Raw genomic sequence first — 15,173 nt, 5'->3', positions numbered from 1 at the left:
GCCGTCCTGGGCCCGGCGCACGGAGAACTGTGACGGGCACGCCCCCCTGTCCGTAGACGCGCGACCCGGTGCGGGCATCACCGCGGTCACCCGCAGCCGGCACGCTCAAGCTGCCATTGCCGTCCGCCGCACCCTTTCGATCGCCGCCAGCAGCTCGTCCACCTGCGGGGAGTCGAAGAGTCCATCCGGCCCGTGCGCAGTCAGGTCGGTGAACGGCGACTCGTAAAGCATCGCGGCGTCCAGCACGCCGTGTTCGGTGAGGTGGTTGACGACCAGGTTCACGAACTCGATCTGGTTGGCACCGAGTGACTTGCCGACGAGAAATCCGGCCAGGCACTCCTTCGCAGCCTGGCGGTCGAGTCCGACCAGCGAGCGTACGAAGAGCCCCAGACCGTGCGACTCCTCGACGGCGCGTCGGAGATCCGCCGCAGCACCCACGCCGCTCTCGCCGAGCATGCGCTCGAGCTCCGCAAGATCGGCCACCGTCAACGCCTTGTTCATCCGCAGCTTGTGGATCGCGACGTGGTCCTGATGTGCCCGCAGGAAGGCCCGCGCCTTGGCGCGGAACTTCGCATCGTCGGTGCCGTGGCCGAAGCCGGGTAGCTCGACCCCCGTCCCGACGCCCATCTCGTCCTCGAAGTCGGTGTAGATGGGCTTGCGCTTCCGCTTCTCGATGAGCTTGATCAGATCACGCAGGCGCCGACGCATGCCCTTCGAGCGTCGGGACGTTCACGGCCTGCCACCACTCGTCGGTCTGCACGTCCTGGATCAGCACCATCTGCTCGCGCACCATCGGGATCGCCGACTTCTCTTCCAGCAGGCCGGCAAGCGCCTTGAGCTGATCGCGCAAACGAGCGAAGCCCGGCTCCGATCGCAGCATCGCGAGCTGGAGGTTCAGTACCAGCAGGTCGAAGCGCTTTGCCTCCTCGTTCTCCGGGTCGAGTTCCGACGGCAGACCCGCGACCTGGTGCGACAGGTTCGAGAGCGCTTCTGGCGACAGCACAGTCCAGGCCTCGGGGATGGCGTACTGCTCGACGATGCGCCGCCGCGGCCGCACGATGAAATTGTCGAGGTTCATGCTGGCCACTTCCCTTTGCAGCAACGCTGCGAGCTGCGCGCGCACCTCGTCATCCGATGCCGGGTGCCCATGCGGCGGCGCCCGTGTTTCGCGCGCCGTCTGGCGGTCGGCTTCGGCCAACTTCCCGTCCAGCTCGCCGATCAGCTCCAGCCGGGCATCGAACAGCCGCTTGCCGAGCGATTCACCGAGCGCACCCTCGGTGGCGGGGATGTTCTGGCTGAAGTACTCCAGGTTCTGGCAGTAGTCGAAGACGCAGAAGTACTCCTTGTGCCTGCCCGGCCCGAACAGGTCCGGACACAGTCGCGTGCCACGGCCGAGCATCTGCCAGAACTTGGTCTTCGAGCGCACCAGCTTGAAGAAGACCAGGTTCACGACCTCCGGGATGTCGATCCCGGTGTCGAGCATGTCCACCGAGATGGCGATGTGCGGCGCCTTGTCCTTGGCCGAGAAGTTGTCGATCAGGCTCTGTGCGTACTCGGTCTTGAACGTGATGACGCGCGCGAACTCACCCTTGTGAGTGCGGGTAGTTGGCGTTGAAGCGCTCGGCGATGAACTCGGCGTGGTGCTGGTTCTTGGCGAACAGGATGGTCTTGCCCAGCCGGTCGCCGCCGGCCACCGTCAGGCCGCGGGTCATCAGGTGTTCCAGGACCTTGTCCACCGTGTCCTTGTTGAACAGCCACTGGTTGACCGCCTCGGCCTCCACCCGGTTGGGGACGTTGCCGTCTTCGTCCCACTCCAGCGCGTCCCACTGATCCTTGTCCTCTTCGGACAGCTCGTCGTACTTGATCCCCTCGCGCTGGAACTTCAGCGGCACCGACACGGCCTTCGGCGGCACGAGGAAGCCGTCGCGCACCGCCTCGTCGAGCCATAGGCGTCGGTCGGCACGCCGTTCTCCAGGTCGAACAGGCTGTAGGTGTTGCGGTCCACTCGTCCTTGGGCGTGGCCGTGAGCCCGACCAGCAGCGAGTCGAAGTAGTCGAAGATCGCACGGTACTTCTGGAAGACCGAGCGGTGCGCCTCGTCGATGATCACCAGGTCGAAATGCCCGACGCCGAAGCGGCGTTGGCCATCGCCACCGCGCCCTGCGCGGTCGTTCGCTACCTCGTCGATCAGCCCCATCATCGTCGGATAGGTCGAGACGAAGACCCGCCCCTCGGCGTCCTTCTCGGTCACCAGGTTCACCGGCGAGGCATCGGGCAGGTGGCGCTTGAAGGCGTTCACCGCCTGATTGACCAGTGCCACGCGGTCGGCGAGGAACAGCACGCGCTTGACCCAATTGCAGCGCATCAGCAGATCGCAAGCGCGATCACCGTGCGCGTCTTGCCGGCGCCGGTGGCCATCACCACCAGCGCCTTGCGGTCGTGGTCGCGCTCGAAGGCCTCGGCGATGCGTCGGATGCCGCGCGTCTGGTAGTAGCGCTCGACGATGGCGGGGTTGATCTCGCCCGCCGCCAGCGGCTTGCGCGTACTGCGCCGCTGGATCGCGAGTTCCAGCTCGGCCTTCTTGTAGAAACCCTGCACGGCGCGCGGCGGGTAGCGCGTGTCGTCCCAGAGCCAGTGCTCGTAGCCGTTGGAGTAGAAGATCAGCGGGCGCTGGCCGAACTGGCGCTCCAGGCAGTCGGCGTAGAGCTTGGCCTGCTGCTGGCCGACGCGCGCGTCGCGCCGCGTGCGCTTGGCCTCGACCAGTCCCAGCGGCTTGCCGTCGTCGCCCCAGAGCACGTAGTCGACGAAGCCCTTGCCCTGGTTGTTGGGCATGCCCGCTGACCTCGAATTCCCGGTCGCGCGGCTGGTCGAGCGGCCAGCCGGCCTCCTTCAGCAGCAGGTCGATGAAGTAGTCGCGGGTTTCGGCCTCCGAGTAGTCGTGCGTGTCGGGCTGCGCCGCCGCGGCCTGCTTCGCCGCCGCCACCTCGGCGCGCAGGCGCTTCAGCTCCTCGTCGAGCGTGCCTTGTCGGCCAGCAAGGCGGCGAGCTTCTCGTCGCGCTCGCGCAGACCCGGCTTCGAGCTGCTGCAGCTGCTCGGCGGTCTGCCCGCGCGCCGGCGTCGCCTTCGGCAGCGCGCTCGGCGTCGAAGGCCAAGCCCCGGCGCCGGCCGCGCCGCGCGGCCGTAGGTGCGGGCAAGCCAGTACGCCACGTGGAACAGCTCGCGCACGGCGACCAGCGCGTCGTCGAGCGGGATCGCGCGCTGGCCGTGCACGGCGCGGTTGCCGAGCGTGTTGATGACCCGCGCCTTGCTGAACACCGCCTCGCCCGCCGCCTGCTTGAAACTCGGCTCGTGGATCAGCGCCGAGAGGTTGTCCTGGTACGGCAGCTTGAGCGCGGCGTCGTGCTTGTACGCCCAGGCGACCGCCAGTTCGAGCGCGCGGCGCGCGTAGAAGCAGGCGCTGCGCGGGTCGGCGTGCGCCGCCGCCTCGGCGCGCGCAGCGGCTCGAACACGGCCGGCCACTCACGTGCAGGAAGGAGAACTGGCTCATCGTCGCCGCGCGCGGCGAGGGCCATGCCCTCGTTCCTCGACGTACGTTGCGATAGCTGAACACGCGGCCGCGCTGCCGGTTGCGTCAGACTTCGGCGACGACGCCGAGGCGCTCCAGATGCGCCAGCGACTTGTTCACCGTGGCCGGCGTCAGCCGGTGGCCGACCAGCGCGGCCGAGGTGGCGATCGGCTGGCGCTGCAGCGCCTGGTGTACCGCCAGTGCCGACGCTGCGGCGCGGCCCAGCGCGGCGATGCGGTCGCGATCGGCGTTGCACCAGCGCCAGCAGCGCCTGCGCCGTGACACGCCCTGCGTGGCGCTCGCCTGCACGCCCTCGGCGAAGAAGTCGAGCCAGCGCTCCCAGTCGCCGCGCAGGCGCACCTCGTTCAGCAGCTCGTAATACAGCGCCGATGCTCCTTGAAGAACAGGCTGGGTAGAGCATCGGCTCGCGCAGTACGCCGTCGGCCACCAGCTGCAGCACGATCAGCAGACGCCCGATGCGGCCGTTGCCGTCGAGAAAGGGGTGGATGGTCTCGAACTGCACATGCGCCAGCGCCGCCTTGACCAGCGGCGGCACGGCTCGGGCTCGTCGTTGAGGAAGCGCTCGAAGCGCCGCCAGGCACTCCGGCAGCGCATCGGCCGGCGGCGGCACGAACACGGCGTTGCCCGGCCGCGTGCCGCCGATCCACACCTGCGAGCGGCGAAACTCGCCGGGCGTGAGCCCCGCCCACCCGGATGGTCGAGCAGCACCGCGTGCATCTCGCAGAGCAGCCGGCTGCACAGCGGCAGCCCGCCGCGCAGCCGCGCCAGGCCGTGCTCCAGCGCCGCCACGTAGCGGCTGACCTCGCGCGCATCGTCCAGCGGCACGCCCGGCTGCTCGTCGATCTCGAAGAGCAGCAGGTCGGCGAGCGAAGACTGCGTGCCCTCGATCTGCGACGACAGCACCGCCTCCTTGCGCACGAAGCTGTAGAGCAGCAGCGCCGCGTTCGGCAGCAGCGCGGTCACCGCGTCGAGCCGCCCCCAGCGCGACCAGCGCCAACGGCGTCGAAGCGCCGCCGCAGCGCCGGCGTCCACGAGCGGCGGCCGCGGCGGCAGCGGCGCCGGGACGAAGGCCTGGAACGGCTCGCCAGCGCTGTCGCGACCTGACGTAACGGCCGGGGCAGCGGGCGTCCGCGAGCGCTTCATCGCGCGTCAAGAGCCGAGTGAGCCGCTTCAAGAAATGCTACAAGCGCGCGCTCGCCGGCGAAGTCGTCCGAAACCGTCTTCTCGAACGCCTCTCGCCTCTGCACGGGGTTGTCGATGATGTCCGCCAGCGCTTCAACCGACGCCCGGCTCTTCGGCGCCGGGACGAGCGCGCGGAACAGCTCGCAGAAGATGTCTCCGCTTTCATCGTCGATCAGCGGCAGCCAGGTCTCACGCCAAGTCTCGGACCACACGCCGATGAAATCGCCTCGCATGGCTATAGCTCTCCCCGGAAGGCTCGGTGCTGAAGGGAGGCAAAGAGCGCGTCGAGTTCGGCCAACGCGGCACGCGCGGCAACCTTCAGTTCGTCGTTGGCAAGGGCAAGCCGAGCGAACCTTTGCTGCTGGCTCAAGGCGGGCGTGATGACCGGCATCAACTTGACGTCGCCGAGGTTGATCCCACGAACTGCGACGCCCTTGGTGTGTTTACCCATCCAGCGCTGGAACCCTTGAGTTCGGAGGCACTCACGAACGAACACAGGGTCTGCGCCAGTGATCGCCAGGCGCGCCGTATCCTGGGTGATGTTTGCATCGTCGAGTTCGGGCGGCACGACCGCGAATCGTCCAACGTGGCCGCGAATTGACATCAGGAGATCGCCCCGTCTTAGAAGCGAGCGCCGGAAGGCGTTTGATATGGCCTCGGTCGTTCGTCGAATGCCGGGCAACGCGATTCCGCCGTCCTGCATATCGACCACGCGCACATACTTGATACCTTCAGGTTGGTCAGGCCCCGGCATTAGGATGCCGTAGCTAATCGGCCGCCTACTATCGACTAGCTCGATCATCGGACGAATTGGGAACTGCCGAGGGTTTGCGATCGGGTCGCCGAACATGTCGAGGAAGATGGATTGGGTGAGGGTGTCGAGCTGGGCGAGTGCGGCGCGGCGCTTGGCCCGCAGCGCGTCCGCCTTGTCCAGGATCTCCGCAATTCGCCGCTGCTCGGGGACTTTGTGCCCGTGATGTACTTCGATGCCTCCGAGCATCCCGATCATCCAACTCCTTCATCCCCCGCTGAAGAATCTCCTCCTCCAGCTTCGCCAGCTGGATCGGCAAGGATCTCCTTCGGCGCCCGGTGCTCGACCGCCTCGTGCACCACTTCCTTGTAGCGGTTGAGCGAGAGGTCGTAGCCCTGCGCGGCGATGTCGGCCTTCGGCACGCAGAAGCTCTGCGCGGTGCGCGGGCGTTCGCGCTCGGCGCCATTGCGCTGCGCCCAGCGCGCCAGCACGTCGGGCAGGTTGTTCTTGCCGTGCTCGTCTTCGCCAGCGCGCTGCGCGGCACGGGCCGAGCTTGTCTTCCGCAGCAGCGGCGTGCGCTTGTCGTCGAGGCTCCAGCCGTCGGCCTGCGACGTCGTAGAACCAGACCTGGTCGGTGCCGCCGGAGTTGGTCTTGGTGAACAGCAGGATCGCGGTGGACACGCCGGCGTAGGGCTTGAAGACGCCGCCGGGCAGCTTGACCACGGCGTCGAGCTTCTGGTCTTCGACCAGCATCCGGCGCAGTTGCTTGTGCGCCTGCTCGAACCGAACAGCACGCCGTCGGGGACGATCACCGCGGCGCGGCCGCCGGGTTTGAGCAGGCGCAGGAAGAGCGCGAGGAAGAGCAGCTCGGTCTTCTTCGTCTTGACGATCTGCAGCAGGTCCTTGGCGGTGTTCTCGTAGTCGAGGCTGCCGGCGAAGGGCGGATTGGCCAGCAGCAGCGTGTACTTCTCCTCCTCGCCGGCGTGGTCCTGCGCCAGCGAGTCGCGGTAGCGGATGTCGGGGTTCTCGACGCCGTGCAGCAGCATGTTCATGCTGCCGATGCGCAGCATGGTGTTGTCGAAGTCGAAGCCGTGGAACATGTGGTGATGGAAGTGCTCGCGCAGCTTCGCGTCGTGCAGGAGACTTCGGGTGGCGCTCGCGCAGGACCTCGCCGGCGGCGACGAGGAAGCCGGCGGTGCCGCAGGCCGGGTCGCAGATGACGTCGGTCGGGCTGCGGCGCGGTCAGCTCGACCATCAGCCGGATGATGTGGCGCGGCGTGCGGAACTGGCCGTTCTGCCCGGCGCTGGCGATCTTGCCGAGCATGTACTCGTAGACGTCGCCCTTGGTGTCGCGGTCCTCCATCGGCACGGCGTCGAGCAGGTCCACCACCTTGGCCAGCAGCGCCGGCGTGGGGATGGTGAAGCGCGCGTCCTTCATGTGCTGCGCGTAGGTGGAGCCGTCGCCGCCGAGCGTGCGCAGGAACGGGAAGACGTGCTCGCCGACCACGGTGTACATCTCGCCGGCGCGAAGTGCTTGAAGCGCGACCAGCGCAGGTCGTTCGTAGGAGCGGCCCCTGCGGCTGTCGTTGCCCGCGGGGAAGACGCGCCGCTCCATCGGCCGCTTGAGCCGGGCGGACTTGTTCTCTTCCAGCGTGTGCAGGTCGTCCAGCCGGCGCAGGAAGAGCAGGTAGGTGATCTGCTCGATGACCTCCAGCGGGTTGGAGATGCCGCCCGACCAGAAGGCGTTCCAGATCTGGTCGATCTGGCTCTTGATGTTGCCGGTGATTCCGACGGCGCGAGTCGAAAAGGGCCGAAGCCTGAACATAGACGACGAAGACCAGGAAGACGGCGGTCAGGACACCGATGATACCGAGCATGACCACCCCGAGCGGCGCTTCCACCTCGGTCACCGCCAGCGACAGCGTCGTCGGGGTGGTGAAGGCGTGCCAGTTGATCGCCGCGAAGATGCCGACGAGGCTGCAGACGAGCAGCAGGAAAATGGTACGAAGCTTCATGAGGCGATGGCTCCTGGAAGAATGCGGAAACGACGGCCGTGGCCGCCGCGAAAGGCCGATAGTATCGCAGGCTTGCCGATCACCGGCCAGCGCGCGCACCACCGACGACCGGATTCCCCGGTTCAGGGCAGGTCGGCAGACGGCATCCGGGCGAGAATGATCGCGGTCTTCCTCGCCAGCCCCGGCGCGTTGCGGTTGCGGTCGTAGAAGCGCGGGCTGGGAACCATTCCGGCGAGCCGCGCCGCCTGCTCGCGCGAAAGCTGGGCGGCAGCGACGCCGTAGTAATGCCGGGCTGCCGCTTCGGCGCCGAAGACCCCGTTGCCCCATTCGATGACGTTGAGGTAGACCTCGAAAATCCGCTCCTTGCTCCACATCGCTTCGAGCATCAGCGTGATGACGGCTTCCTCGGCCTTGCGCCACGGCGTCCGTGCCGGCGTCAGGAAGAGGTTCTTGGCGAGTTGCTGCGAGATCGTCGAGCCGCCGGCGACGACCCGCCCCTTCTTCTGGTTCTTCGCGATCGCCTGCTGGATGCCGTCCCAGTCGAAGCCTTCGTGATCGACGAAGCGGGCATCCTCGGCGGCGACGATCGCCCGCTTGAGATGGAGCGAGATGCGGTCGTAAGGCACCCATTGCTTCCTGAGTTGCGCCTCGGGCTGCTGCCGACGCAGTTCCTCGATGCGGATCTCCATGAAACGGGTGAGATCGGGGTTGCTCCACTTCCACCAGAGGACCCAGCCGAACAACCAGAACTGGTAGATCAGCAGCAGGGCGACGCCGGCAAGCAGCAGGCGCTTCGCCCAGAGCAGCAGCTTCATCTGCCGTCGCGCAGCATCGCCAGCACCGGGGCCGTCTCCGGCCGGAGGCCACGCCAGAGATGAAAGGCCTCGGCTGCCTGCTCGACGAGCATGCCGAGGCCGTCCGCCAGCCGCGTCGCGCCGAGACTGCCGGTGAGCCGCAGGAACGGCGTCTGCCCCTGCCCGTACATCATGTCGTAGGCCAGGCTGCCGGGAGCGAAGAGGCCGTCCGGCAGAGGCAAGGAGTCGCCGGCAAGACTGGCCGAAGTGGCGTTGATCACCAGATCGAAGCACTCACCGGCGAGTTGCGCGTACGCGCAGGCGCCGACATTGCCGGCACCCGCCATCCGCCCGGCCAGTTCGTTCGCCGTCGCCAGGCTGCGGTTGGCGATCAGCAGTCGGCTCGGCGCCGCGTCGAGCAGCGGCCCGAGAACACCGCGCGCCGCACCACCGGCACCGAGCAGCAGGACACGCCTGCCGGCAATCGGGCAGCCCAGGTTGTGCGTCAGGTCACGCAGCAGCCCAGCACCGTCGGTATTGTCGCCAAGCCAGTCGGCGCCATCGAAGGACAGGGTGTTGACCGCGCCAGCCAGCCGCGCGCGCTGCGTCAGTCGCGTCGCCAGCCGGCAGGCCTCCTGCTTGAACGGTACGGTGACGTTGGCGCCACGACCGCCGGTGGCGACGAAGGCGCGCACGCAAGCGGCAAAGCCTTCCTGGGGTGCGAGGATCGCCTCGTAGACCAGATCCTGGTGGCACGCGGCGGCGAAGGCCGCGTGGATCGCCGGTGACCTGCTGTGCCCCACCGGATTGCCGAAGACGCAGTAACGGTCGCTCATCGCTTCGCGGCCCTGGTCTCCAAACTGTCGCGCTGGGTGAAATTCCACGTCCGGGTGATCACCAGGGTATCGGTATCGTGCCGAATGGCCGGCGGAAAGGCGGCAAACGGCGAGGCCATGACGACGATGCGGCGCGCGGCATCGTCGAGGATCCGGTGGCCGGAAGAGCGGTTGATCTCGACCGAGTCGACGCTGCCGTCGCTACGCACCGTCACCGTCAGGACGAGGCTGCCGTAGAGCTTGCCACGCGCCTCGGCCGGGTAGTTGAGCGTGCCGACGCGCTCGACCTTCTGTCGCCACTCCTCGAAGTACTGTGCAAAGCGGTATTCCATCGCACTGCTGCCGATGAACTGCTTACGCGGCCGCTTGCTGTATTCATCGAGTTCCTTGGCGATCTCGCCTTCGAGACGCGCCATCGCCAGCGCACTCTGCGCCAGGTCACGGCCACTGAGGTTCGCCACGGGATCCGGCTGCGCCTCGCGGGCGGCGGTCGCCGGCACCGAATCGTGGCTCCGTGCCTGCGTCGCCAGCCGTTGCTGATGCGCCTCGAGCGCCTGCACCCGCTTCTGCGAGTGTTCGAGCTCGTCACCGTGCTGCTGCCGGGGCGCGGCCGGCATCGGCGTCTTCGCCCGGCGCTCGTGCTCGGTATTGCCGCCATTGTCGAGGTTGGCCTGTGCCTGCACCGTCGCTTCCTCCGGTGCGCGCGCCGAACGACGATTGACCAGGACGACGTCGAGCGCCCGCTCGCGGGCGGCACGCGACGCTTCCGGGAAACGGAAGTGCAGCGACAACAGCAGGCCATGCAGCAGCAGTGAAAAACCGACCGCCAGCGCCAACCGGTGGTTGGCCGACCATCGCTCGAACCGATGCACCGATCGCTGCCTCACCTCAATCGACGGCCTCCGGCAGGGTGTCCACCACGTCCTCTTCCGTCGACGACGACAGGGTCTCGACATAGCGACAGCCGAGGCCCAGGGTCAGGTAGTCCACCGATTCGACCTGCAGCAGCACTCGTTGCCCCGACTTGAGCTCCGGCACTGAGGGCAGACGCTGTACCAACGGCAGGTCGTCGAGCCGCACCAGGTTCTCGCGGCCGATGGTCGCCGCAATGCGCTCGATTCCCTGCTGCCGCAACCAGCGCAGGCACCAGTAACGTTCCATGCAGCGCTGAAATTCGGCGTAGGCGGCATAGGTCAGTTCGAAGTCGCGCAGGGCGGCAAACAGCGCGTCCGAGCGAGCGGCAAAAGGCGGCGTCGTGGACTGCAGGCAGGCAAGCAGCTGCCACTGGTTGAGCAGGTCCACATAGCGCCGCAGCGGTGACGACAACCAGGCGTACTGCTTCACCCCGAGCCCCTCGTGAGCCTGCGGCACCGTGCTCATGCGCACCTTGCCACCGCCCTGCACCCGGTAGATCGCCGCCACCCCTCGGCTGGCCAGCAAGGCGCCCCAGGTACTGTTGGCAACGATCATCAGTTCGGCCACCAACTTGTCGAGCGGGCTGCCGCGACGGCGCGCGGAAATCTCGACGCGACAGCCTTCGGCGTCGGCGAGATCGCCCTCGATGCGGAAGTTGAAGTCCTTGTTGTCCGGCGTCGCCGACGGCTTGCCGCGCCGGCCCTCGCAGGCGTTGGCCAGTTGCCAGAGCATCAGCAGCTCGTCGCGGAAGGGAAACTCCGCCAGTCCGCCAGCCAGAGTCCGCTCGTTGAACAACGGCTCGATGTCGTGATGGCGCAAGTTCGCGGCGACCTGAACGATCTCCAGCCGTGACTCGTCGCCGATGATCTCCATTTCCGGTGTCACCGTGAGATACAGCGAAACGGCCGGGATCGCGCGCCCACTCGCCAGAGTGTAGCGATCCACCACCGCGTCCGGCAGCATCGTGAACTTGCTTCCGGGCATGTAGACGGTGGACAGACGGGCGCGCGCGATCCCGTCGAGCGCCGAGCCGGGAGCGATGCCGAGCCCCGGGGCCGCAATGTGGATGCCGACCCGCCAGCCGATCCCGGGCAGCGACTGCACTGAAAACGCGTCGTCGATCTCGGTCGTCGTCGCGTCGTCGATCGAAAAGGCCTGCACGCCGGCATGCGGCAGCTCAACCGGCAGCGACGGCAGCTCGACGGCGGGGAAAGCCGTCCCGCGCGGGAACTGCTCCAGCAGAAAGCGCTGCAGATGATAGTCGTAAGGCGAGCGGATGGCGCCACAGCGGTACAGCAGGTGGGCGGCCGTGAGGCCCGTCTCGCTGCACGCGGCTTCCAGAGCCTTGCTCTCGGCGCGACTGCGATCCGGCTTGTAGAGCAGCTGCCCGAGCAGCGGCGGGAACTCCGGCGGCAGGGTGAACGACGTCAGTTGCGCCACCATGCGCTCGATGGTCAGCGCCTGCTGACGCTTCTTCTCGAGACCGGCGAGAGCCGCCTGCAGAATTTCCGGCGGCGCCTTGCGGAAGCGGCCGCGACCCTTGCGGTGGAAATAGATTGGCGCTGCGTGCAGCGCCAGCAGCAGCGCCGCTGCTTCGGCCGCAGTCGCGGCGTGACCGAAGTATTCGTTGGCGATGTCGGCGAAATGGAATTCTCCATCAGCGACACACTCCCAGAGAAAGTCCGCTTCGATACCGGGCAACAGTGACTCCGCCTGCTCGAGCAGAACGGCCGGCGCCGGATCGCCGTAACGCAACAGGACACTGGCCGCCTTGATCTTGCTGCGCTTGCCCGATGCGCTCTCGACCTGCAACGAGCTGTCGTTGTCGGTCAGAATGGTGGCCGCCCGAAAGGCGCCGTCCTCTTCGAACAGTACGTGCATCGGGGCCATTATAACCCGCAGAATTCAATGATTTGCGGCAGCAGACGGGGAAAGCTGAGGAAGCTGTGGTCGCCCCCCTCGATGACGATCTGCCGGCTGCCGGCATAGCGTGCCAGCGCCTGGCGGTAGTCGAGAACCTCGTCGCCGGTCTCGACCAGGAGCAGGTAGCGCTGCGCGCACACCTGCGGTGCCTCCAGCAGGCGCAGCTCGGCAACATGCTCGTCGGTGAAGTCGAAGCTTTCGCCGCTATGGAAATTGCTGTGCCTGCCGACCAGACCACCGAGAAGTTCCGGTGCCATCACTGCCGGGTTGATCAGGACGGCGCGCAGGTCGTGCTTCTCCGCCAGCCAGCTCGCGTAGTAACCACCGAGCGAACTGCCCACCAGCGTCGTCTCGCCCGCGGCGCCAGCCAGCACCGCCTCGGCGCTGGCGATGGCGGCCAACGGGGCGGGTGGCAGGACAGGACAGCTGAAACGATCGCCGAGGCCACGCGCCACCATGCAATCGCCGAGCAGCCGCGCCTTCCATGATGCCGGCGACGAACAGAAGCCGTGCAGGTAGAGAATGCGCGATCCGGCCGCCATCTCAGCCAGCGGTCCACGCGATCAGATCGTAGTGCCAGGTGAGCAGGACGACGATGCCGAAAGCGATGCGGTACCAGGCGAAGATCGAAAAGTCGTGCGTGCTGATGTAGCGCAGCAGGCCACGCACCGCCCAGAACGCCGAGATGAACGAGGCGACGAAACCGACCACCCACATCCCCAGGTCGTCGAAGGAGAGCAGCGCACGTTCCTTGTAGAGCTGGTAGATGCTGGCGCCGATCAGCGTCGGCATCGCCAGGAAGAAGGAAAACTCGGTCGCCGCCCGCCGTGACAGGCCGAAAAACAGGCCGCCGATGATCGTCGCCCCCGAGCGGGAGGTACCTGGAATCAGCGCCAGCGCCTGCGCCAGACCAAGCTTGAGGGCATCGGCAAGCGACAGATCGTCGATCGATTCGATGCGGATGCGGTGCTCACGACGCTCGGCCCAGAGAATGACCAGGCCGCCGATGATGAAGGCCGCTGCCACCACCGGCGCGTTGAACAGGTGTGCCTTGATCGCCTTGCCGAAGAGCAGGCCGATGACCGCCAGCGGCAGGAAGGCGACCAGGATGTTGAGCGCGAAGCGCTGCGCGGCGGGCTCGCGCGGCAGTCCACGGACGACGCTGCCGATCTTCGCCCGGTACTCCCAGCAGACGGCCAGCATCGCTCCCGACTGGATGACGATCTCGAACAGTTTGCCGCGCTCGTCGTTGAAATCGAGCAAGTCCCCGGTAAGGATGAGATGGCCGGTCGACGACACCGGGAGGAATTCGGTGATCCCTTCGACGATACCGAGAATCAGGGCCTTGAGCAGCAGCAGGAGATCCACAGCAGACTTTCAAAAAGCCGCCATTCTAGCACTCAGGGCCGGGTTGCCCGTTCGAGCGCGTCGAGCCAGGCGATCGCCTGCTCGCGATCCGTACCGCACATCTCGTCCGACGGCTGCAACCCGGCACAGCAGGGCGGTCGTTCCGCTCTGCCCCAGAGCAGACAGCGATGATCGGCAGCCAGGCTGGCGCAAGGCTCGCCGGCCGCCTTGCCATGCGGGTGGCCGGGCATCGGCGTGCTGATCGAGGGCGCGATGCAACAGGCACCGCAGTCCGGACGACAGTCAGGTCCGCGTCGCACCACCGCCTGGCGCTGCGTCGCCGTGGGCCGCCGGAGCTTCGCCCTCCGCCGCCTCGCCACCACCGTATCCGAGCCGGCGCGACAGAGTCGCCGCGGCTTCTTTCGTCAGCCGTGCCGTCGGGCTGTCCCAGTCGAGGTCGAAACTGCCGATGATGCCGAGCAGGGTCAGCGCCGCCACCATGCGGCCAGCATCGTTGAAGACCGGTGCACTGAAGCCGTTGACCCCGGGCGTGACGCTGCCGGCGGCGCGGGCGATACCGTGCCGCCGGACCTCGTCGAGCTGCACCGCCAGCGCTGCGCGCAACGCTGTCGGCGTCGCCTGCCTCGCCGCCGCAGCCGCCTCGATCTCCGCGTCGAGCATCCGGCGCAGATAGGGCGAACGAAAGAAGGCAGCAAAGGCCAGTCCGGTGGCCGACGAGAGCAGCGGCAGCACGACGCCGGTACGCAGGGTCACTGTGACCGGACCGCCCGCCTCCAGCCAGCGAACGCAGGTCGCACCGCGGTTGCCCCACATGGCGAGGGCGACAGTCTCGCCGGTGCGCTCGCAGAGATCATCGAGCACCGGACCCGCCAGACGCACAGGGTCGAGCCTCGCCAGGCTGGCCAGCCCGAGTTCGAGCGCAAAGCCGCCCAGGTCGTAGCGCCCGGTGTTCGCATCCTGTTCGACCAGCCCCATGCGGATGAAGCTGACCAAGTAGCGACGCGCCTTCGCCGCCGGCATGCCGGCACTGCGCGACAGGTCGCGCAGCAGTAGCGAGCGACCACTGCTCGCCAGTGCCTGCAGCAGCCGGGTACCAATCTCGACCGACTGGATCCCCTGACGCCGCCCGACGGGATCGCTGACGTCGCCTGCAGGCACCGGGCCGACGACCACCTCAGGCCACCGCTTGCAGGGCTGCCGGGTAGTCCGGTTCGTCCTTGATCTCGGCGACGAGCTGGCTGTGGAGCACGCGATCGTCGGCGTCGAGAACGAGCACCGCGCGCGCTGCGAGGCCAGCCAGTGGCCCCTCGCTCAAAGCGACGCCATAATCGGTGAGAAACTCCCGGCCACGCATGGTCGACAGCGTCACCACCCTGTCGAGCCCTTCGGCGCCACAGAAGCGGCTCTGCGCAAAGGGCAGATCGGCAGAGATGCAGAGCACGACGACTCCCGGGAGCGCACTCGCCTGCTCGTTGAACTTGCGTACCGAGGTGGCGCAGGTGGGCGTGTCGATACTGGGAAAGATGTTGAGAATCTTGCGCTGGCCAGCGAAGCTGCTCAGCGTGACGTCGGCAAGGTTCTTGCCAACCAGCGAGAAGGCCGGCGCCACTTGGCCTGGCTGCGGGAAACTGCCACTGAGCTGAAAGGGCTTGCCACCCAGAGTCACTGTACTTGTCATATCGGGTCCTGGTCGGTAATGAGGGTTGGAGGGACCGAAGAAGATCGCGTGCCACCTGCCCCGGTGCCCCTTAGTCATTATGGCATGGCCGGAGTTCAGCGCCGACGACGGTCGGGTCCGGGGCGG

General features: G+C 67.3%; 12 protein-coding genes and 4 pseudogenes. All 16 read right to left on the bottom strand.

The features are described 5' to 3' along the window. Positions 1-105: 105 nt before the first annotated feature. Positions 106-3,546, bottom strand: a pseudogene (locus V5B60_RS22235) (DEAD/DEAH box helicase family protein). Positions 3,547-3,630: 84 nt separating this feature from the next. After that, on the bottom strand, positions 3,631-3,924 hold the full coding sequence (locus tag V5B60_RS22230) for a hypothetical protein (protein WP_434735389.1): 294 nt from the start codon (positions 3,922-3,924) through the stop codon (positions 3,631-3,633). 148 nt (positions 3,925-4,072) lie between these two features. After that, a pseudogene (locus tag V5B60_RS22225) lies at positions 4,073-4,195 on the bottom strand (Fic family protein); the annotation flags it as partial. 167 nt (positions 4,196-4,362) lie between these two features. Further along, a pseudogene (locus V5B60_RS22220) lies at positions 4,363-4,728 on the bottom strand (Fic/DOC family N-terminal domain-containing protein); the annotation flags it as partial. Next, positions 4,725-5,000, bottom strand: coding sequence for a hypothetical protein (locus tag V5B60_RS11560; protein WP_332347136.1), 276 nt, complete (start codon positions 4,998-5,000; stop codon positions 4,725-4,727). The pseudogene V5B60_RS22220 and the gene V5B60_RS11560, both read right to left, overlap by 4 nt. A gap of 2 nt (positions 5,001-5,002) precedes the next feature. Further along, positions 5,003-5,776, bottom strand: a complete 774-nt coding sequence (locus V5B60_RS11555) for a hypothetical protein (protein ID WP_332350701.1) — start codon at positions 5,774-5,776, stop codon at positions 5,003-5,005. Between the two features lie 53 nt (positions 5,777-5,829). Beyond that, positions 5,830-7,343: pseudogene (locus V5B60_RS11550) on the bottom strand (N-6 DNA methylase); the annotation flags it as partial. A 312-nt stretch (positions 7,344-7,655) separates the two neighbouring features. Beyond that, complete coding sequence (mtgA, locus tag V5B60_RS11545; protein ID WP_332347135.1) at positions 7,656-8,348, bottom strand: monofunctional biosynthetic peptidoglycan transglycosylase; 693 nt, start codon at positions 8,346-8,348, stop codon at positions 7,656-7,658. Beyond that, a complete protein-coding gene (gene aroE / locus V5B60_RS11540) occupies positions 8,345-9,163 on the bottom strand; it encodes a shikimate dehydrogenase (RefSeq protein ID WP_332347134.1) in 819 nt (272 codons plus the stop codon). Before aroE ends, mtgA begins: the two co-directional genes overlap by 4 nt. Further along, a complete protein-coding gene (locus tag V5B60_RS11535; protein WP_332347133.1) occupies positions 9,160-10,035 on the bottom strand; it encodes an energy transducer TonB in 876 nt (291 codons plus the stop codon). Before V5B60_RS11535 ends, aroE begins: the two co-directional genes overlap by 4 nt. A gap of 16 nt (positions 10,036-10,051) precedes the next feature. Beyond that, positions 10,052-11,959, bottom strand: a complete 1,908-nt coding sequence (locus V5B60_RS11530) for a ribonuclease catalytic domain-containing protein (RefSeq protein WP_332347132.1) — start codon at positions 11,957-11,959, stop codon at positions 10,052-10,054. A gap of 8 nt (positions 11,960-11,967) precedes the next feature. Beyond that, positions 11,968-12,543, bottom strand: a complete 576-nt coding sequence (locus V5B60_RS11525) for a YqiA/YcfP family alpha/beta fold hydrolase (protein ID WP_332347131.1) — start codon at positions 12,541-12,543, stop codon at positions 11,968-11,970. 1 nt (position 12,544) lies between these two features. Next, the gene (locus V5B60_RS11520) at positions 12,545-13,369 is read right to left on the bottom strand and encodes an undecaprenyl-diphosphate phosphatase (RefSeq protein ID WP_332347130.1); all 825 of its coding nucleotides are present in this window, start codon (positions 13,367-13,369) and stop codon (positions 12,545-12,547) included. A 32-nt stretch (positions 13,370-13,401) separates the two neighbouring features. Next, the gene (locus V5B60_RS11515; RefSeq protein WP_332347129.1) at positions 13,402-13,599 is read right to left on the bottom strand and encodes a proteinase inhibitor; all 198 of its coding nucleotides are present in this window, start codon (positions 13,597-13,599) and stop codon (positions 13,402-13,404) included. Positions 13,600-13,651: 52 nt separating this feature from the next. Next, positions 13,652-14,527, bottom strand: a complete 876-nt coding sequence (locus tag V5B60_RS11510) for an IclR family transcriptional regulator (protein ID WP_332347128.1) — start codon at positions 14,525-14,527, stop codon at positions 13,652-13,654. A gap of 16 nt (positions 14,528-14,543) precedes the next feature. Continuing rightward, complete coding sequence (gene tpx / locus V5B60_RS11505; protein ID WP_332347127.1) at positions 14,544-15,047, bottom strand: thiol peroxidase; 504 nt, start codon at positions 15,045-15,047, stop codon at positions 14,544-14,546. Positions 15,048-15,173 lie beyond the last annotated feature (126 nt).

Source organism: Accumulibacter sp. (genome assembly GCF_036625195.1).
Classification (GTDB): domain Bacteria; phylum Pseudomonadota; class Gammaproteobacteria; order Burkholderiales; family Rhodocyclaceae; genus Accumulibacter.
This window is presented reverse-complemented; position numbering and strand designations above follow the sequence as displayed.